This is a genomic window from Paenibacillus sp. MAEPY2, assembly GCF_000499205.1.
Taxonomy (GTDB): Bacteria; Bacillota; Bacilli; order Paenibacillales; family Paenibacillaceae; genus Paenibacillus; species Paenibacillus vandeheii.
Genome location: NZ_AWUK01000010.1, coordinates 98,523 through 117,123, shown reverse-complemented (window position 1 = coordinate 117,123; position 18,601 = coordinate 98,523). Strand labels below are relative to the sequence as shown.

The following is an 18,601-nucleotide window of genomic DNA, read 5'->3' as shown; positions in this document are numbered from 1 at the left end:
CTGAAATATTTTTATTTCTTCTGTATAAATTAACAATCTTCCCAACGAAATTATATGTATCTTTATAATATAGTTCTTGTTTAGTTTTGGATGCCAACATGCTGCATCTTAAATATATTTTCTTAAAGGAACCCTTTAGCCCGAACGCTTTTAAAAGAGTGTCCTGACTAAGGGTATTGAATACCTCATTACGTAAGGGAACTTAATCATTGTACAGTTCTCCTTGCATAACAAACTCTAAAAATTCTGTTGTTATTTCTGCAAACGCATCTTCATCAGGTAAATAAATAAACTTACTCAAACGCTTAATATCATCTTCAAATAATTCAATCAATTTAATAATAGCTGTAGAATCCTGAGTTTTAGCTGCAACAATTAGTTCAACGAATTCATCCTCTGGGATAATCGTTTGAGCATCCTTTTCTTCCATTTGTTCACCGCCTGTTGACTCATATTTAAATGCTGTGCAACTTCTGCTTCAGTATGACCTTCAATGTAAACTTTGTGTAGGATAGTCTTGCCTTGGGGAGGTAACGATTGCAATAGTTGCTCTACCATAATTTTATTCTCCAAGTTTGTTATGAAACTCCCCCCAAGGAATTCAATATCATTAATAGAGCACTCACGTTGTTTTACTTTTTTAGCACGATATTGCACTCTCCAACCAATACGATAAACTTCTGTCTTATAGCGTTCGTATGTTGTTTGTGGTTGTGATTGTTTCATTCCTCATCCCCCTTTTATTATTTTAATTTGTTCTACTTAATATATAGGGAAGTATGAAATTGAAATTACAACCAAAAAAAGAACATTTGTTCTTATTTTATTATAGCATTTTTCATCATATTTAGAAAGCTATAGAATCCAATAACTAGAAGTTTATCTAGACTTCTAAACTGTAAAGCAAATAAATATACACTTTCTAAATTGACAGGTGTATCCTTATCTCCCTGTAACCTAAATAATTTAATAATAAAAAATCACTGGTTGTATAAAATGTTTTTTGATTTCCCTTATATGTGAGAGGCAATCCTGAACAGGATGTCTTATCATAACAAAAGGTGGTTAATTATATGAGTTTAAGCGGAAAAAGTTTTATTATTGATCCAGGACATGGTGGCAAGTATGACGGTGTAACTTCTGGAAGTCGTAAAGAAAAAACAGTAACTCTAAATTTTAGTAATATCCTTAAGAACAAGCTTGAAGCAGAAGGTGCAAAGGTCTATATGACTCGAACTACCGATAAAGACTTTGGTGGAACTAATGCTGATGATGATATTAATAAACGCGTTAATTATATCAATCAAAATATGCCCGCTGTATCGGCATTGATAAGTATCCACGTTAACACTTACAAAGGAAGAATTGGTCCATTCTATCAAGAAGGTACAGTAGCGTCCAAAGCATTCGCCCAGGCCATTGCTAAGGAATATGGTACAGTGGCGCACGAAGGGAACTTTGCAATTCTACGAGATACAACACGCGCGAGCCAGAAAACATTGATTGAGATTGGACAAATCATTGAAGGTTGGTTGGATAATACCAAGGATCTCTCAAGTACTGCTGATTTTGTAGTTAAAGGAATCAAAAATCACTTTTAAGTATTAAGTATAAAAAAGCGAAGCTCCGGCTTCGCTTTTTCTATATTTTAAAACTTTAACTTATAATATAATGATTTAGATGGGTTTAATGTTATAGACTAGGAATAATCAAAAAAAATTATGAGGGAGAACGTTGATGATTATAATAAGTGTGGTATTGCTGGTCGTAGGCATTATTTTTATTATTCGTGGACGAGCTCTGGAAATTAGTAGTCAAAACAGAAAAACAATGCTCTGGATTGGGTCTGCTCTTATTGTAATGACCATATTTCTAGTCATTATGGGGATTTTACAAATTACAGACATATCAACCAACGAGCAAGGGCATTGAGTAAGCTTGACATTAAGGAAATTTTGTTTGCAATGCCTGTATAAAAATCTCTTATTTTTATAGCTTAATTTCAGTCTTTTTATCTAATCTTTCCACTTGTTAACAAGCGACAACAATCGATTAACTCTGAAAAGAGTTCAATCGGTCGTTGTCGCTTTTATTTATAGAAATCTTGATTTAAAATACTAGCACTTAATTTTAGTTCATCTATTATCATTCCTTATCAACTCTCTATATAGCGATGTCGCTAATATCTTGTACTGAAATATTTAGATGTCTCTAATACTTATGAGGATGCTGCACCACTTACAACCATTTCGCCTTGTCTTATGGTAAAACTCCCGCCTTGCTCAAAGAATTTTATTTTCGGTCGTAAAGATCGATGTATTGAATTGCTTCATCTAATCCTTGATCTATTAATTCAGCAACTTCTAAATAACCGCAGCAAATTACCAGGCTCGATATAATTTTTATTAAACCTATTTAGAGTTACGTATACAAGGTAACGACTAAAAATACAGCCCTGGTAACTGCGTTATCGTTTGAAAGTATGTTCCTTGATTTCAATCAGTCGTATTCAATATACACGCTGCAACCGTTCGTTTTGGCTAGTTCTAAAAATGTTGATATCTGATGTGCTACTTCTGGGAGAGTAGGAACAATATTCTTAACATTCTCTATTTGCTCACCAGTTACTTTACTCACATTGAAGGAATTAAATAAATGAATAGCTGAATCAAGGTCCTGTATTTCCCATGGACTTTCTTCATACCAACCTTCATGAGCATAATACTCATGTAAGATACCTTCGTCAGAAGGCTCGTATTGGCACATAAGATCTAATAATGTCTCAAAATATCCATTCCACATTTTCAGAATATTCTTTTCGGTAGGGTTCTCAAAAAGAATTAATATCTCGGGTTGCCCTTCAAATCCAACATAAAAGGAATCATTAACTAGTTCTTCTTTCATCGTATTACTCCTTCCAATGTCCTTGATCTAAAATCCTGACTTGTTCCGGCGTAGCAGTACCTGCTTTTCGTGCAGCTATTGCATCATACCACTTATATCCCTCAACCCACTCGCTTTCTCCAATCTTGTAAAAAGACTGTGGCCTGTTGCCCCCATTACCCGGAATTGTTCTTTGAATTACCCACGTGTTCCCTTGGTCAATAGGGGCACCAGATGTTCTAGTGTGCCATCTAACTTCATACTTATATGTCTCGTCACTCCATTTATAGGTTATCTGTTCATAGCCATCATTCATTGATTTAGCTTTCATATTCGCACTTTCAGGAATCTCAATTGGAGCAGTTTGAGCATATCGTTTCGATATAGCTAATTGTTCATCTACATTCATATCAGAGAATTTCTTATTAGCTTCTATCTTTCCATTAGAACCTATGCCCTGGCCCTTACCTGTCTTCTCTTTAGCAGCCTCCATATTCTTCTTAATTTTCGCCACAGCTGAACTAGATGATGGTAAGCGAAATGGACCCTTGCCTCCCGGAACACTCCCGCGAACCATCTGAATCGCCATAAACACTTGTGCAAATTTTAGAGAGGTAACCATGGTTTGAGCATAAGAAGCAGAGACAGATTCACCTGTATAGGGATGTATTCCATTCTGAAATGCCTTGATCTGTAGTGTGAATATATCCTCCCCAGGCGGTTCAACCTTCACAGCTTGCATGCGATTAACATCCAGATGGCCCTGATCCCTCTCATAAGCCTGAAGGGCGGCCTGATCCGTAACACCTTTCTCGTTCACAGGCATCCATCTTCCAAACATAGAGTTATATGCCATCCGATAGCCCTTATCACCCGAGCTTGAATCACCTGCTGATTTGGTCATCATAGCCGCGGCACCGACTGCTCCAGTTGCACCACCCAGACTTACCAACTGAGCATCTGCATCCTGGAAGCGCGTAGCGATGTCCTTCAATTCCTTGGATGTGTTCACCATACTCTCCAGCGCTTTATCCAGTATAGGGCGCGATTGCTCAAACTCATAGTAAAACCGCTCCTGCGTCGCACCCATCCACATCATCTGAATGAACATGATCTGTCTCGTCAGATCACCACGTATATGCTCCAACTGTTGTCTTGCCTGATCCACCTGATTCGATACGTGATGTAGTTGCTCAGGGGTTACTTTGATTGTACTCATACGTTTCTCCGCTCATTTAAAATAGGATTAACCAATGTTAGCAGAAGTTTGTATGACAGACCATCCGGCTAACATCCTGATTTGACCATTTCTAAAACATAAGCTGTACCACTCATCGGTGCTATGGTCCTATATGCATTTACCCATTTCAAAGCACTTATCACCAGCAAATCCCCCTTACCCTATCTCCTCCAAAAAAGCCCGATACCGCCCAATCTGCTCCACTGTCGCATCTTCCCGCAACGATTCTAGTAGTGCTGCGCATTTTTTGAAATACGGATTCATCTCAAGCTCATCCGCTAACCTGAGCGCCTGCAAAATGAACTCCACCGCTTTCTTTTGCCTCCCCATCCCTTGTTCGTATAAAGCCCGGTGAAAACAGTAATGGTACATATCATCGTTGTTTGAAGAATCTATTTCTCTGCCACTACCTTGAACCTGACTCGCAATCATATGTAAAACTCGATCAATCTGCCAACGATACCGGACCGCCGCCCCCACAATCGTTCTCAAACCTGCTATACATTCATCTGGGTGCTCTAGCAGAAAATTCACATACTCCTCCAGCAGCTCTGCATGCCCCGCATTAATCTCCAGCGCATACCGATTCACCTGTGCTCGATGCCTAAACTCCTGCACTACTTGCATTCCCTCCTCATCCAGCTCTTCCGTCCATGCTAGTTCTGCATACTGGTCGATACACGCCCACGCCTGATCCACCTGTCCCATCATCTGGTGAGCCATGCCTCGCATCTGGAGACTGAACCCGTAATAATAGATCAACGGACGCTCGGTACGGATATAGGGTAAAGGCAATCCCTTGGCCCGATGCTCCTGTCGCTCTTCATGGATGCACTGCACACATTGGTACAAGACGTCCGCTGTCTCCATCACCTTGTTCCAATTCTCAAAAGCAACAGCCATCTCCAACATTTCAACAATAATGTCCGGTTTGAGTGATTTTAGGATAGATTTTCGCAAAGATAATCCTCCTTAATTTTCCGTTTTCATGTAATTGTATAGAAAAGTCAAAAGAAGATCAATATAAATTGTACATATAAGTACTGTTATTTCTAAAATCAATTTGCATATATTAGTCTGTAACGAATCAATAACCTCTTCTAACCTTAAGTGGAGGTGATCACATGAATTTACCAGAAAGTGTAGGAAATCGGATACGTGAGTTAAGAAAGGCAAAAGGCTGGACTCAAGAACAATTAGCAGAAGCAGCAGGTCTTCATTACAGTTACATTGGTGGGGTTGAACGGGGAGATCGAAATATTTCTCTGGAGACTCTAGAAAAAATTATAAATGGTTTTCAGGTTCCGGCTGAAGAAATTTTTAAATTCCAGGAAGAATCCGAGTACAAAAGAGCTTTGGATGAACATATAACTTTAATAAGTGGTAAAAGTTCAGATGAAATTGCATCCTTAACGAAAATTAACAAAGAGATTCTTATGACTATAGAAAAACTACAAAAAGGTTCTGATTGAAAATATCAGCATTGAAATCAAAAAGAGTGGAGATAACCTCTCACTCTTTCTTAATTTCATGAATTCACAGAACAACACCCTCAAACTCCGCAAACTCAATCCGATTACGCCCATTCTGCTTCGCCTGATACAACGCCTTATCTACCGCAGCGAACAACTTAATTAAGTACCCCTCCGGATTGTCCGGTACATGCTCACATTCGAAATCCTCGATAGACAGAATCCCTATGCTAATCGTAATAGACACCTCTTCGATCTCATGATCCACCACAATGAGGTTCGACTCCACCGCTAATCTCACGCGTTCCGCTATTTGTTGAGCTAACTGTCGTTCGGTATGCGGAAGGTAGATCATAAATTCCTCCCCGCCATATCGCGTTAGAATATCGGTACTCCGAATGGATTCTTTGACGGCCTGAGCGGTGCGATGCAGCACTTCATCCCCGATGACATGTCCGTAGCGATCATTGATCGCTTTGAAGTAATCAATATCCAGGAGTATGAGTGAAAACGGCGTTTTGTATTGAATGTTGGTGATGACCTCGTGATTCAGGTGTTGAGTCAGATAACGGCGGTTGTAGCAGTTCGTCAGACTGTCCGTCAGGGCGAGTTCTTCCAGCTTGCGATTGGCCTCGGACAACTCCAAACGAATGCGATCCAGGGCATGATTACGCTCCTGAAGCGTCTCATTCTGCCGATTCATTTCTTTTACATAGAAGCGCTCTTGAGAGACATCTTGGAACGTAAGGATATGACCAATAGGTTTGCGAGAAGAATCCACAATCGGAGACGATTGGAGAATATAATGACGCATAATGTCGCGCTGCGTGATAATTTCAATTTGAGACAGGATATTGTCCTTTTGCTTATACTGATCCAGAAACGTCTGACTGCTGCCCTCTACACGAACAGAATTCAGAAATGCTGCCATATCAAAAGAATCCCCCACATGCAGATCCATAAAGGATCGCGAGGCTTTGTTCAATTCAATAATCATCTCATTCTCATCCAATACAAGGATGCCGTAAGGAATGGTATTGATCACATCCTCATGGGCGATGGAAACCAGATCGAACACATTGTATCTTTTAATTACATAAACGAAGAAAAGGTCAGACAGGAAAATCCCCAGCGAAGTCAGTCCGGGAATGATGAATGGTAAATACGCTCTTAGAACTACATTAAGCAGAGCGTCGATGGTTGCAAAAACAGCTAGCACGAATATGCCCCATAGCGTAACTTTCACCTGGTTTTTAATCATGGTGGACGTTCGTGAAGAATAAAGTGCCCGGAACAAAATAAAGAGGGAGGTCACAAAGTAGCTCACGAGAATAAACATGACAACCCAGAACCAGGGTCCATAGGCCCGCTCAACATAACCGCCTTCCAGCGGAGTTACAAACCAGCTCCACGGGTTCAGGACCACGCCTGCAGCGCCAATAACCGCGGGAATAAATAGCAGGAAGGATCTTATTTTGCCTAATCGCTCCGCCTCACCAGTAATAAAGATGGTAAGCAGCAGCCAACCGCCCCCGAGCAAGGAAACCGCGACAAAAGATAACGTAACATAGAACAACTGCAAGCCGGGATCATCCGTCAACGTACTCGCAAACTGACAGAATGGCCACAGCATCATCAACCCATGAAACAAAAAGTAAACCTTATGTAAGTTCGTAATTCTAACTGTAGCAAAAACATATACGTACACAACAAACAATAGGACGAATAGAAAGAGATCATACCATACTAATAGGCTCACGAATCTTCTCCTTTTTGCATGCGACAACGAGGATAGTATTGAACTGGGGTATTTCATAACGCTGCTTACGCTAATGTGAACCTTCGATAAATCTATAAAAGATATTCCTACACTACTGCTATTGGTTAAATTAACCACATCTTATCATACCGCTACTGGACTGAGTAGCCCATACAATGGCAATCCAACCAACCTCTGATTGAATTTTGTTCTATTTTTGCGTTTTCGTGAAAGAATTTGAACGTTTTGATGCAAACCGGGAGGGAAGAAGACCTTGTTAGCTGTCGTAGGAGGTACGGAAATGCGTATATAGAGCCCTCCGTCACCGGACGGCCCACTCCTCATTCGTACATCGCTTCCAAAGGCAAATTGTCTGAGAATAAATCCGGATTATCTTGGAGCATGTCCGTAATGACTTCCGTCAACATCGCCGCATCACACACTCTGACAACTGCATCACCAAGCTGCCCCTTACGCATTGCGCCTTTACGTTCAAGAACGTCATCCACTTTCCAAAAATGCTCCGACCACGACAATCCGCAATGTCTACGTGAAGGTACCGAAATCTCGGTTCCATCGGGTAAAACTGTGCTTAACATCTCAGGCTCATCCGTTAACCTGCCCGGGATGTCCACCCATTCTTCGATGCCATGGATAAACGTGTTCCTCTTCAGATCAACGCCGACCAACAGGATGGTTGCCTTTCGATCAAGCAGCTTACCCCAGGCGGAGCCTCTCGCGCACGGTGTATCATAAAGATGATCGTCCTTCGTAAATGCTTCGGCATCTCGCCCCAGAGCAGCTACCGAATGTGTAGGGTGCCAAGAACGTACTACGTCAGGCCGTTTGCGAAACAGCTCAGGCAGAATACCGACGCAGCAGGGTGAAGATTCCACGTGGAACATCGGGTTGTCCGCATTGATCGTGGACCATGTATGCGTTGGCAACACCAGCAGTCCTTCCTTCATATATTCGGTCAATGCATCCAACACTGTATCCGCGCCGCCTTCGACTTCGCCCATGCTTTTCATGGAAGAGTGAACAAGCAGCGTTCCTTGGTCATCGATACCGAGCTGGCGCAGTTGGTGGAGTAAACTTTCTTGGGTATGCATCATTAATGGATAACCTCCTTTGGGCTATTATAGCAAAATAGAGCGTAGTCGACGGTACTAACGTTATCCTTTGTCTTGGCGTGAGCACAAGATCCGTTTCGGCCGCATACCATGCGCCTCACGGCAAGACAAAGGGCCGGGGAACCCCCCGGCCAAAAGGAAAGAATTTGTATGAGTTCATGAATGAATTTCATGAATAACAAACTTATTTAATCACAACGTACTCCAGGTTCACCAATTTAGCATAAGTAACAATCTGGTCTGTTGTCAGGTTCAAGGAAACTACGGTATGGTGACCGCCGCCATTCTCGATCCAAGCTCTAACCCCGTCCTGGAAATTGGGCTTCACATTCCACAGTACACGTGCTACCGGCAGATTAGGCGCTGGAACTGTCGGTTCGAATGCGGATACTTCGTTGATCAACAATTTGTAATGCGTTCCGAAGTCTGCCATGGATACCACGACACCTTCTCCTGCTTTGCCATCGAAAACGAGACGTGCAGGATCTTCACGATCGCCAATACCCAGTGGGGACACGATGATTTTCGGTTTGTTGCTGGCGAGTGTCGGGTCTACTTCAAGCATATGGGATTGAAGGATCGCCTCTTGACCAGCCGCCATTTCGTATGTGTAATCCTCCATGAAACCTGTGTTTTCGTTATGGGCCATAACTTTGAGCAGGCGGTCGAGTGCAGCCGTTTTCCAGTCGCCCTCCCCAGCAAAGCCATACCCTTGGGCCATCAGGCGTTGAACAGCCAGACCCGGAAGCTGCTTCATGCCATGCAGATCTTCGAAGTTGGTGGTGAAGGCACTGTATCCTCCCTCGTCCAGGAAACGTTTGATCGCAATTTCATAGCTTGCTTGTACACGTACGCTAGCTTCCCAAGCTTCTTTGCTGTTCGTGCCATAATGGAATTCATACAGCTCTGCATACTGAGCGATCAGATCATCGATTTCTTGCTCTGTTACGGCATTCACGTATTGTACGAGGTCGCCGATACCAAAATAATCAACAGTCCATCCGAATTGAATCTGTGCTTCCACTTTATCCCCTTCGGTCACGCCTACATTACGCATGTTGTCGCCGAAACGGGCAACCTTGATGTTGAAGCTTTCGTTATAGGCAACCGCTACGTCCATCCAATCCGCAACTTGCTGCTGCACTTCTGGGCGCTCCCAGTAGCCAACAACGATTTTGTTTTGTTTTCTCAGGCGTGCATTGATGAAACCATATTCGCGGTCACCGTGAGCGGCTTGGTTCAGATTCATAAAGTCCATGTCGATGGTCGCCCAAGGAATACTTTCATTGAATTGGGTCGCCAGATGAAGCAACGGTTTTTGCAGCAATTTCGTACCCCGAATCCACATTTTTGCAGGCGAGAACGTATGCATCCAAGTAATTACACCCGCCACCTCGTCGCGATAGTTCACTTCTTTCATGATGCTCGTGATTTTATCTGCGCTTACCGCCAAATCCTGCAATACGAGCGGATATGGCAGCACGCCACTTGCATTGAGAGCATCCGTAATTTTCTGTGCGTTGGCTTTAACCTCGCCCAGTGCTTCTTCACCGTACAGATGCTGCGAACCTACGACGAACCAAAACTGTTTAGCTGCTGTTGCTGACATGTAATCATCCTCTTCTCTTTTAATGTATTTACAACTCGTTTACACTTGCCACTCCGATTGCAGTACCATCTTCCGATCGCTGTTTATCCCCGGATTTTTTGATTCCCTTTTTGCAAAGGGAAAATCCTGTGATAAACGCGAGCGCTTCGCTTCTCCAGATTGGTTCTGCACTCTCCGTTACCGTGTAAAAATCAGGCACTACATAAGGTCAGTACTAATTATTACTTCTGTCCGTAGTACGCGTCTTTTCCGTGTTTCCGCAAATAGTGTTTATCCAAAATGCCCTGTGGCAGTTCTTTGGCAAAGTTATTCAATTGCCGTGCATACAGGTTCATTTTGCATACTTCCTCCAGCACGACGCTGTTTACGACAGCCGACTTGGCGTCTTTGCCCCACGTGAACGGTGCATGGCCATGAAGCAGGACTGCCGGGATCGCCATCACATCCAGTCCGCGCTGTTCGAATGTCTCGATAATGACATGGCCTGTCTCCGCTTCGTAGCCGCGATCGATCTCTCCCTGGTTCAAGAAACGGGCACAAGGTACGGCACCATAGAAGGTATCAGCATGCGTCGTTCCCATCACAGGTACGTCCAGGCCAGCTTGCGCCCAGATGGTCGCCCAGGTGGAATGAGTGTGCACGATACCGCCGATTTCCGGATAATGTTTGTACAGCACCGCGTGAGTTGCGGTATCAGAAGAAGGTCTCATTTCGCCCTCCACCACATTGCCGTCCAGATCAACCACAACCATGTCGCTTGGTTTCATCTTGTCATAGCTGACACCGCTCGGTTTGATGACAAATAGACCGCTGTCTCGATCCATCGCGCTAACATTACCCCATGTGAACTTTACCAGTCCGTGCTTAGGAAGCTCCAGATTCGCCTCATAGACCTCTTCTTTCAGTTGTTCTAACATGTGTTAGCCCCTCCCGTTCTCTACCAGATGATCTACCGCCGCCTGCTCAATCGCGAGGCCCTTCCGATAACGTTCGATAAATGCTTCAAATCCTTTGACATCCGATGCATCCGGCGTAACTTCTTCACCCTCGACATCATGGAAGACCTTCTGCTCAAGAAACACATCCAGGCTCTCCTGCTGATCCTTGTTGATCATGTACGAGGCCAGAAGCGCCATTCCCCATGCACCGCCTTCACCCGCTGTAGACATCACTGACACCGGCACGTTCATCGCTGCAGCTACGATCCGCTGTCCGACAACAGGGGTCTTGAACAGACCTCCATGAGCCAAAATGCTGTCAATTGCCACATGCTCGTTCTTCGTCAAAATGTCCATGCCAAGCTTGAGTGCACCGAAAGCAGTGAATAGATGCGTGCGCATGAAATTCGCCAGATTAAAGTTGCTTTCCGGTGAACGAACGAACAATGGACGACCTTTGTCGAGGCCCGTAATGTTTTCACCTGAGTAATAACCGTAGCTCAGCAAACCGCCACCATCCGGGTCGGCTTCCAACGCCTTATTGAACATCACGCCGAACAATTTGCCGGTATCCACTTCGTATCCCATCGCCTCGGAAAATTCACGGAACAAGCCCAGCCATGCGTTGATATCGCTGGAGCAATTGTTGGCATGTACCATACCTACCGGACTGCCATCCGGCGTCGTAACCATATCGATCTCGGGATAGACTTTGGATAATTCCTTTTCCAATACGATCATCGCGAACACGGACGTGCCGACGGAGATGTTGCCCGTACGCTTTCTCACGCTATTCGTTGCCACCATGCCCGTTCCCGCATCACCTTCCGGCGGACAAAGCGGAATGCCTGACTGCAAATCATTCGAAGGGTCCAGTAGCTTGGCTCCCGCTTCGGTTAACTCACCAGCGTTCTCACCTGCGAGATACACCTTGGGAAGAAGGTCCTCGACTTTCCACGAATAGCCTTTGTCTGCGATCCGTTCATCGAACTGCTTGATCATGGATGGGTGATAATTATGCGTAGACTCATCGATTGGAAAAATGCCCGAAGCGTCGCCAATACCGATGGCTTTATTACCCGTCAGCAGCAAGTGTATGTAGCCAGCCAAGGTTGTCAGGTGGTCGATGCGAGGCACATGAGCCTCTTCGTCCAAGATCGCTTGGTATAAGTGAGCGATGCTCCAGCGTTCGGGGATATTGAACTGAAGAAGATCCGTAAGCTCTCTCGCAGCCTTCCCCGTAGTCGCGTTACGCCACGTCCGGAACGGTACCAACAGTTCTCCCGCACCATCCAATGCGATATATCCATGCATCATGGCGGAAAATCCGATGGAACCTACGGTTTGCAACGTGAAACCGTATTTCCGTTCCACGTCTTGCTTCATTTCACGATATGCGGTCTGAAGACCTGTGATAATATCCTCCTGGTTGTACGTCCAATATCCGTCTTTCAGGAGGTTTTCCCATTCAAAACTGCCTGACGCAATGGTCTCAAAACGTTCGTCGATCAGCACCGCCTTGATCCGTGTCGATCCAAATTCGATGCCTAGTGAAGTGGCTCCCTTGGTAATCGCTTCTTTCATATCCACATGACTCATGATCACGTAGTCCCCTCTCTGACCACAGTAGGTAAAAGTAAAAATAGTTTTGGCTTAGGATGATTGAAATGAATTCATATTCTGGTTTATTGAAAAGAATGCGCTTTCCTTTTCCGACAGCCTTAGTATATTTTTTGTACGTACATTTGTCAATAATTTATAATAGTTATACTTACATTAACTGAAATATACCGTCTAAATGATCTAATTTCTGTACTCAACAGGCTTTGTTGTCAGGTACATATCTCTGTTTTGTAATGGGAGTTGTACGTTTCAATTCAAAAAAACTGCTGTTGCATTTCCATTCCATTTGAATCATGATAAAATATGTACGTACAACTATGGATATGACGATGTTTTTTTATAGATAAGTAACGATGAAAGAAGTGGACTGTGTGAAGCCAAAGTATCAGGTCATCATTGATGATATCAAGAGCAATATCCTGTCTGGAACCTATAGCGTAGGCGAACAAATTCCTACCGAATCCGCATTACAGGACAGCTACAACGTGAGTCGCCAGACGGTGCGGAAGGCCATTTTGGAGCTGTCGAACGAGGGCTTTTTGAGAAGCGAGAAAGGTTCCGGCACCTATGTAAGCAATCTCTATCGATCCAGAACCGGCGGGAACACGATGAAAAAAACAATCGGCGTCATCACGACGTATATCTCCGATTACATCTTCCCCTCCATCATCCGCGGCATTGAAGGCCGATTGAATGAAGATAATTACTCGTTGCTGTTAGCCAGCACGAATAACGACGTTGCCCAAGAGAAAAAAGCGCTCGAAATGATGCTGGCTTACGGCGTCGATGGGCTGATTGTTGAACCGACCAAAAGCAATCTGTACAATCCCAACATTGCTTATTATCTTTCCTTTAAAGAGCAGGACGTTCCGTTCACGATGATCAATGCCTTTTATGAAGAGCTGGAGGTGCCTTTCTTCTGTCTGGATGACGTGCAGTCTAGTTATCTTGCTACCCGGGAGCTGATCGCCAAAGGACATAGCCAGATCGGCATTATCGCGAAAATGGATGACTTGCAAGGGAAGTATCGGATGAAGGGATACATCAAAGCGCTGGGCGAAGCCAAGCTGCGATTTCATCCCGAACAGGTACTTTCGTTCGATACGGCATCGAAGCCGGATCTCTCCACCAATCTGGAGGTGTTCCTGGAGGAAAACAGAGATGTGCTGACATCCCTTGTCTGTTACAACGACGAAGTGGGGCTGGAGGTCGTACATGCGTGTAGGAAGCTGGGAATTTCGATCCCGGACGAGTTATCCATTATCGGCCAGGACAATTCTTACATCGCCAAGAATGCCAACATCAAACTTACGACGTTAACCCACCCCCAAGAGCAAATGGGCCGTGATGCAGCGGATTGGGTCATCAAGAAACTGCAAGGCAAAAAGGATTTACCCACTAACACCTACTACCAGCCCGTGCTGGTTGAGGGTGAGACGGTGAAAGAAATCGAGTTGGAATAGTATGTGGACCGAGATTTGGTTGACGTGGGTTGGTTGAATTGCGGCATGAAAATAAAATTCTAGTCCCTCAACCACCAGCTCTTCGTCTGTAGTAACGATGTTTTTCTGTCGAGACAAAAAAAGGCTGCCAAAATGGCAGCCTTGATTTTTTACTTTAACTTTAGATTTGAGTAAGAACAAGAGCTAATAGTCCAAAATTCAAGCCTATCTCGCCTTATTGCTCCTCATCCTTTTCCAAACTCACAATGACACCTTTCTTCTCCAGATTCTGTATAACTTGCTCCGCCTGTTCATTCAACGGGTTGCCGGCCAAGGACACCTCCACTAAATGGGGGATGGTCTCGAGCACTGCAATATCCTGAATGAGGTTATCCTCCACATAAAGGTACTCCAATGTCCGATGGTTCTTTAATGGTGTCAAATCTTGAATTTTATTTTTATCCATAATGATCCATTCCAGATTTAATTTCTGAAGTGGACTTAGGTCTGCTATCTGATTGTCGCTGGCAAGCAAACTGGTCAACTTATGTGAATTTTTCAACGGCGTTAGATTTTTAATTTGGTTACCACTAATTAAGAGACTTTCTAAATTGCTTAACCCGGTGAGTGGGGTGAGATCTTTGATCTGATTCCCTTCAAGAACTAAGAACTCCAGTTTTTTCAACTTGCTGAGCGAAGTAATATTTTTTATATTATGTCCGGGCAGAATTAGCTCCACCAAGTTAACGGCATTTTCAAGCCCTTGCAGATTGGAAATCTTATTTTTGTTATCCTCGGCATATATCAATTTTAATTTCTTCAAATCGCTCGTTTTCACTTCTTTTTTAGACGATATCTTCAATGTTGTCCGAATAACTTTGGCCAGAGCCGCGTCTTTAATAACGGGAGCAGCAGACATGGTTGTTGCCGGCAATAACACGAGAACCAAACAGAATACGATCAACCTTTTTACGAATTGAGTGGGCATATCGAATCTCCTTTTAAGCATTTTAAATGAAGTCTCATCTGTAATTATATAAAATTTCCAGAAATGAACATCTATTATGGTACTTCCTTTGTATGTCTTTGTCCATGATAATTCCAAAGGGAATGCATAAGGGATTCTTTTAGTTATGTCACTGGAACCAGATCTCACCGCACCAAGAGGTGCTGTCATTCTATCTCAGCATTGCTGGAATTGGCTCTCACTCAAGCAAAGTCCAAAATATCAAGAACATGATCGCCCATGCTGGATTAGAAAATAGCGATTTTCTGACAGACAATATAGAAGCATTTAAGCGAACTTTGGCAATCCCAAAATCCAATGGATAATAGATAAGATTTACCAAAACTCCTGATCAGCATGCCACTGAGAGTCAAAACAAAAATACTATATATGCCTAAATTGATTCTCAGTGAAGTCATGCTCTACATCGCTTTTCTCCTATTTGAATTTAATGTCAGCTACTTGACCACTTTCAACAAAACCTATATTTTGATAAACCTTATTCGCATCAGGATTCTTCAAATCTGCATAAAGCATAGGAACTAACCCCTCTGATTTAAGGATAGAACATAATTCTGCTACAACTGCACTAGCATATCCTTTCTTACGAAAGGCATACGGCGTATATACTGCATTAATTCTTGCATGTCTTGGAGAACGATGTGCAATATTAGCCATGGATACAGGGTGTCCATCTACTAGCCAGAGATACAAATTACCTGTCTCCATGACCGACTCCGCTGCTTGAATTTGACTAGACGGCTCAACCTTGACTCCATAAGCTCCTTCCGAGAAACCAGCTAAAAATTCCGCAACTGTCTCCAAATGATGTCTAGTAGCTAGGTGCAAATTCCCTTCTACACGAACTGGCTTCCTTACCTCTGAACAAACGTAGGATTCCATAATCATATAAGGAACGTATTGGAGCCCATTAGACTCTGAATATACGTCAGCAAAGTGATCAACAGTCGTTCGGTCACCTGATATACCAGGAAGCTCCGTTCCCTTGATAACTTCTAAAAGTTCTTGCAGGAGCTTGTTCTTTTCCTCAGCTGCAAGTTCCTTGGAAATCCATAACCAAGCGTTGTGCCCTTCTGACTGGGCAAAGATCATTGTTTCATTAGAAGCCTTTAGGCAGGTTGAACACTCTGACTCGCAAATACGATGAATAAGATTGTACTGGACTTCGTCAGCCATAAACATATTCTGACGCAGTACTCGATCTTTTACACCAAACTTTTGCCACATACCCATTCCTCCTCGATCATTATAAAAACACAAAAAACTCCATCCCATTAGGGACGGAGTCTATTCCGCGTTACCACCCTGATTGGTGTATGAATGAATACACCCTCTCTGTCATCGTCCAACAACGATGCTTCTATATAACGGTAGAATACCGGGCCCGTCTACTATTATTTCGAAGGCCTGCTCTGAGGTGATTTTGGATTCGGATACCTACTGCCTCGCACCAACCGCCAGTTCTCTCAATTATTTCAAGTCCTAATACCGCAATTCTCCATCATATTAGCTTGGTTATGAAGAAGCATATCCTTACATGGAGGGTATCCTTGCAAGCCCCAATGCGGATCTGAAATAGCTTCACTCTCCAACCGTCGCCAGGAAGCGAATCGTAACGGTTGTTCCCACACCTTTCACACTCTCATAATTAATTTCCCCGTCATATTTTTCTACAATATTAAAACAGATCATTAATCCTAGTCCCGTTCCATTACTTTTTAATGAATAAAACGGCGTCCCGAGCGACTTCACCTCATCCTCTGACATCCCGTTCCCTTCATCAATGATCCTGATCTCGATATAATGATGATTTCTTTTGGCAATCACAGTCACAGGTTTTCCCATATTTGAAGCTTCCAAAGCATTTTTAATTAAATTCATCAGCAACTGCTTAAACTCAATGGGATTAATAAAAATGAAGCAATTCTCCTCTGCCTCGATATTCATCTGATTATCAGATAACATCGCATAGGAACGGACCAGACCTGTTACGCTCTGTAGAGCATCTTTCACATCCACTTTTTCCGGTTTCTGATCTTTATTAGGTTTGGAGAGGGTTAGAAATTGGGAGGTAATCTGTTCAACGGTATTCAGCTCATCTATCATTAATTTGAACTTGTTTTTGATTGGTTCATCAAATGCAGGATCTTCTCTGTATAGCTGCAAAAAACCTCGAACAACGGTGACTGGATTTCTAATCTCATGCGCTACAGCTGCCGTCAAATGAGCTATCATCTTTAGACGCTCCGATTGTTGTAATTGCTCATGGTAGAGCTGCTGCTTTTTCATACGACTAAAGGATAGATGGAAGATGAGAAATAATAAAACCTGGCTCGCTATAATATTAATGAGGTTCCCTAGGATATCATGATGTAAATATGAATATACATTCCCTTGATCAATCAGAATGATATAACCAAACGTAATCAATATTAAAAATCCATTCACAATGATGGAGAAATAAAACAATTTTAAATCAAAAAACAGAATGGCAAGTGAAGGAATGAGACAAATGAGGATATAGGTAGTCCACGTCTCTGGATATAAGAAAAACAGGGTATAGAAATAAGCAAAGCCAAATAAAATGATGACCTTTCTGAAAAAATAGGTTTCATGCTTGGGGTAGACCAACAAACAAACCGCTAGAATGGCCACACATGAAAAATGGATCACATACCCCAAGGTAATCCCGTTTAATTCTGTCGTCGATAGTATTAATCCGGCTAGCATAAGAGCAATGAGCGTTAACATGGAAATATAATAGGTTTTTCGGTTGACCTGACTGCACAATTCTTTCATCCACTCACCACTTTAAATTAATGTCGACACCTTCGGTGTGTATGTACCCTTTTCATTGCTATATTTAAAGGCATCCAAGTGGATGCCCTTACCTATAATAGCATTGTATTTCATTTAAGTAGCTATAGAATATGAAAATCTGATAATAAAAGATTCCCTTTACCCGTGAGACTGATTACATCCAAAAATAATTGATCTTACCTTATTGACTTAAACCATGGTTTAAGTCGTATGCTATTCCTGTCGACAGAGTTAACATCCATTTGGAGGTCTCCAACATGAAGTATTTTTCCATTAGCGAAGCTTCTGCCCAATTGAATATTCCAGACTCAACATTACGTTTTTATGAGAAAAAGGGACTTCTGCCCATGATTGAGCGCGATGATGCTGGCAGACGATTATTTTCAGAAGATCAGATGGCTTTATTGGAAACCCTTGTTCGCTTAAAAAACACGCATATGCCCATTAGTCAAATTAAGCAATATATGGACTGGATCATAGAAGGGAATTGTACGCTTGAGGCCAGGCTTGAAATGATGCAAAACCACAAGCAAGCAGTGCTGGATGAAATTTCGTTGATGCAGGAATCCCTAAAGGGAATTGATTTTAAAATTAATCGTTATACTCATCAGATACAGGAAAGAAACGAAGAAAAAGAAACCTAAGAGGAGAGAAA

18 protein-coding genes are annotated in these 18,601 nt (G+C 42.9%); 5 read left to right on the top strand and 13 right to left on the bottom strand.

Annotated elements, in window-relative coordinates; translation table 11 throughout:
- Nucleotides 1-202: 202 nt before the first annotated feature.
- A complete protein-coding gene (locus P364_RS0107955) occupies nt 203-430 on the bottom strand; it encodes a helix-turn-helix domain-containing protein (RefSeq protein WP_024629609.1) in 228 nt (75 codons plus the stop codon).
- Complete coding sequence (locus P364_RS0107950) at nt 376-726, bottom strand: RNA polymerase sigma factor (protein ID WP_024629608.1); 351 nt, start codon at nt 724-726, stop codon at nt 376-378. The genes P364_RS0107955 and P364_RS0107950 overlap by 55 nt, the downstream gene beginning before the upstream one ends.
- Before the next feature lie 347 nt (nt 727-1,073).
- Between P364_RS0107950 and P364_RS0107945 the strand changes: the two genes are divergently transcribed.
- Both P364_RS0107945 and P364_RS0107940 read left to right on the top strand, forming a co-directional pair.
- The gene (locus tag P364_RS0107945) at nt 1,074-1,601 is read left to right on the top strand and encodes an N-acetylmuramoyl-L-alanine amidase family protein (RefSeq protein WP_024629607.1); all 528 of its coding nucleotides are present in this window, start codon (nt 1,074-1,076) and stop codon (nt 1,599-1,601) included.
- Between the two features lie 136 nt (nt 1,602-1,737).
- Nucleotides 1,738-1,932 carry a hypothetical protein gene (locus P364_RS0107940; RefSeq protein WP_024629606.1) on the top strand — a complete coding sequence of 65 codons (195 nt, stop codon included), beginning with the start codon at nt 1,738-1,740 and terminating at the stop codon, nt 1,930-1,932.
- A 567-nt stretch (nt 1,933-2,499) separates the two neighbouring features.
- On the opposite strand, the gene P364_RS0107935 is transcribed toward P364_RS0107940, so the two are convergent.
- The 3 genes from P364_RS0107935 to P364_RS0107920 form a co-directional block, all read right to left on the bottom strand.
- Complete coding sequence (locus tag P364_RS0107935) at nt 2,500-2,904, bottom strand: hypothetical protein (RefSeq protein ID WP_024629605.1); 405 nt, start codon at nt 2,902-2,904, stop codon at nt 2,500-2,502.
- Between the two features lie 4 nt (nt 2,905-2,908).
- The gene (locus P364_RS36085; RefSeq protein WP_052016547.1) at nt 2,909-4,102 is read right to left on the bottom strand and encodes a WXG100 family type VII secretion target; all 1,194 of its coding nucleotides are present in this window, start codon (nt 4,100-4,102) and stop codon (nt 2,909-2,911) included.
- A gap of 177 nt (nt 4,103-4,279) precedes the next feature.
- Nucleotides 4,280-5,083: a hypothetical protein gene (locus tag P364_RS0107920; RefSeq protein WP_024629604.1), complete on the bottom strand. Its 804-nt coding sequence runs from the start codon at nt 5,081-5,083 to the stop codon at nt 4,280-4,282.
- Nucleotides 5,084-5,247: 164 nt separating this feature from the next.
- On the opposite strand from P364_RS0107920, the gene P364_RS0107915 reads away from it, so the two are divergent.
- Nucleotides 5,248-5,595, top strand: coding sequence for a helix-turn-helix domain-containing protein (locus P364_RS0107915; protein ID WP_024629603.1), 348 nt, complete (start codon nt 5,248-5,250; stop codon nt 5,593-5,595).
- 64 nt (nt 5,596-5,659) lie between these two features.
- Here P364_RS0107915 and P364_RS0107910 read toward each other — a convergent pair whose 3' ends face one another.
- From P364_RS0107910 to P364_RS0107890, 5 genes are all read right to left on the bottom strand, one after another.
- Nucleotides 5,660-7,354 carry a histidine kinase N-terminal 7TM domain-containing diguanylate cyclase gene (locus P364_RS0107910; protein WP_024629602.1) on the bottom strand — a complete coding sequence of 565 codons (1,695 nt, stop codon included), beginning with the start codon at nt 7,352-7,354 and terminating at the stop codon, nt 5,660-5,662.
- A gap of 341 nt (nt 7,355-7,695) precedes the next feature.
- Nucleotides 7,696-8,466 (bottom strand): AAC(3) family N-acetyltransferase, encoded by a 771-nt coding sequence (locus P364_RS0107905; protein WP_024629601.1) that lies wholly within the window; start codon nt 8,464-8,466, stop codon nt 7,696-7,698.
- Nucleotides 8,467-8,671: 205 nt separating this feature from the next.
- Nucleotides 8,672-10,096, bottom strand: a complete 1,425-nt coding sequence (araA, locus tag P364_RS0107900; RefSeq protein WP_024629600.1) for an L-arabinose isomerase — start codon at nt 10,094-10,096, stop codon at nt 8,672-8,674.
- Between the two features lie 221 nt (nt 10,097-10,317).
- A complete protein-coding gene (locus P364_RS0107895) occupies nt 10,318-11,013 on the bottom strand; it encodes an L-ribulose-5-phosphate 4-epimerase (RefSeq protein ID WP_024629599.1) in 696 nt (231 codons plus the stop codon).
- A 3-nt stretch (nt 11,014-11,016) separates the two neighbouring features.
- Nucleotides 11,017-12,633, bottom strand: a complete 1,617-nt coding sequence (locus tag P364_RS0107890) for a xylulokinase (RefSeq protein WP_024629598.1) — start codon at nt 12,631-12,633, stop codon at nt 11,017-11,019.
- Between the two features lie 395 nt (nt 12,634-13,028).
- Here P364_RS0107890 and P364_RS0107885 point away from each other — a divergent pair, with 395 nt between their 5' ends.
- Complete coding sequence (locus tag P364_RS0107885) at nt 13,029-14,120, top strand: GntR family transcriptional regulator (RefSeq protein WP_024629597.1); 1,092 nt, start codon at nt 13,029-13,031, stop codon at nt 14,118-14,120.
- A gap of 214 nt (nt 14,121-14,334) precedes the next feature.
- Here P364_RS0107885 and P364_RS35165 read toward each other — a convergent pair whose 3' ends face one another.
- From P364_RS35165 to P364_RS0107870, 3 genes are all read right to left on the bottom strand, one after another.
- Entirely contained in the window at nt 14,335-15,087 is a 753-nt protein-coding gene (locus P364_RS35165; RefSeq protein WP_024629596.1) for a leucine-rich repeat domain-containing protein, read from the bottom strand.
- 456 nt (nt 15,088-15,543) lie between these two features.
- Nucleotides 15,544-16,353, bottom strand: coding sequence for a GNAT family N-acetyltransferase (locus tag P364_RS0107875; protein WP_024629595.1), 810 nt, complete (start codon nt 16,351-16,353; stop codon nt 15,544-15,546).
- A 354-nt stretch (nt 16,354-16,707) separates the two neighbouring features.
- Nucleotides 16,708-17,925 (bottom strand): sensor histidine kinase, encoded by a 1,218-nt coding sequence (locus tag P364_RS0107870; RefSeq protein WP_024629594.1) that lies wholly within the window; start codon nt 17,923-17,925, stop codon nt 16,708-16,710.
- A gap of 278 nt (nt 17,926-18,203) precedes the next feature.
- On the opposite strand from P364_RS0107870, the gene P364_RS0107865 reads away from it, so the two are divergent.
- Nucleotides 18,204-18,590, top strand: a complete 387-nt coding sequence (locus P364_RS0107865; RefSeq protein WP_024629593.1) for a MerR family transcriptional regulator — start codon at nt 18,204-18,206, stop codon at nt 18,588-18,590.
- Nucleotides 18,591-18,601 lie beyond the last annotated feature (11 nt).

Excerpts from the sequence above, each read along its gene's own strand:
- P364_RS0107955 (WP_024629609.1), bottom strand. The coding sequence starts at position 430 with ATGGAAGAAAAGGATGCTCAAACGATTATCCCAGAGGATGAATTCGTT.
- P364_RS0107950 (WP_024629608.1), bottom strand. The coding sequence starts at position 726 with ATGAAACAATCACAACCACAAACAACATACGAACGCTATAAGACAGAA.
- P364_RS0107945 (WP_024629607.1), top strand. The coding sequence starts at position 1,074 with ATGAGTTTAAGCGGAAAAAGTTTTATTATTGATCCAGGACATGGTGGC.
- P364_RS0107940 (WP_024629606.1), top strand. The coding sequence starts at position 1,738 with ATGATTATAATAAGTGTGGTATTGCTGGTCGTAGGCATTATTTTTATT.
- P364_RS0107935 (WP_024629605.1), bottom strand. The coding sequence starts at position 2,904 with ATGAAAGAAGAACTAGTTAATGATTCCTTTTATGTTGGATTTGAAGGG.
- P364_RS36085 (WP_052016547.1), bottom strand. The coding sequence starts at position 4,102 with ATGAGTACAATCAAAGTAACCCCTGAGCAACTACATCACGTATCGAAT.
- P364_RS0107915 (WP_024629603.1), top strand. The coding sequence starts at position 5,248 with ATGAATTTACCAGAAAGTGTAGGAAATCGGATACGTGAGTTAAGAAAG.
- P364_RS0107905 (WP_024629601.1), bottom strand. The coding sequence starts at position 8,466 with ATGCATACCCAAGAAAGTTTACTCCACCAACTGCGCCAGCTCGGTATC.
- araA (WP_024629600.1), bottom strand. The coding sequence starts at position 10,096 with ATGTCAGCAACAGCAGCTAAACAGTTTTGGTTCGTCGTAGGTTCGCAG.
- P364_RS0107895 (WP_024629599.1), bottom strand. The coding sequence starts at position 11,013 with ATGTTAGAACAACTGAAAGAAGAGGTCTATGAGGCGAATCTGGAGCTT.
- P364_RS0107890 (WP_024629598.1), bottom strand. The coding sequence starts at position 12,633 with ATGAGTCATGTGGATATGAAAGAAGCGATTACCAAGGGAGCCACTTCA.
- P364_RS35165 (WP_024629596.1), bottom strand. The coding sequence starts at position 15,087 with ATGCCCACTCAATTCGTAAAAAGGTTGATCGTATTCTGTTTGGTTCTC.
- P364_RS0107875 (WP_024629595.1), bottom strand. The coding sequence starts at position 16,353 with ATGTGGCAAAAGTTTGGTGTAAAAGATCGAGTACTGCGTCAGAATATG.
- P364_RS0107870 (WP_024629594.1), bottom strand. The coding sequence starts at position 17,925 with ATGAAAGAATTGTGCAGTCAGGTCAACCGAAAAACCTATTATATTTCC.
- P364_RS0107865 (WP_024629593.1), top strand. The coding sequence starts at position 18,204 with ATGAAGTATTTTTCCATTAGCGAAGCTTCTGCCCAATTGAATATTCCA.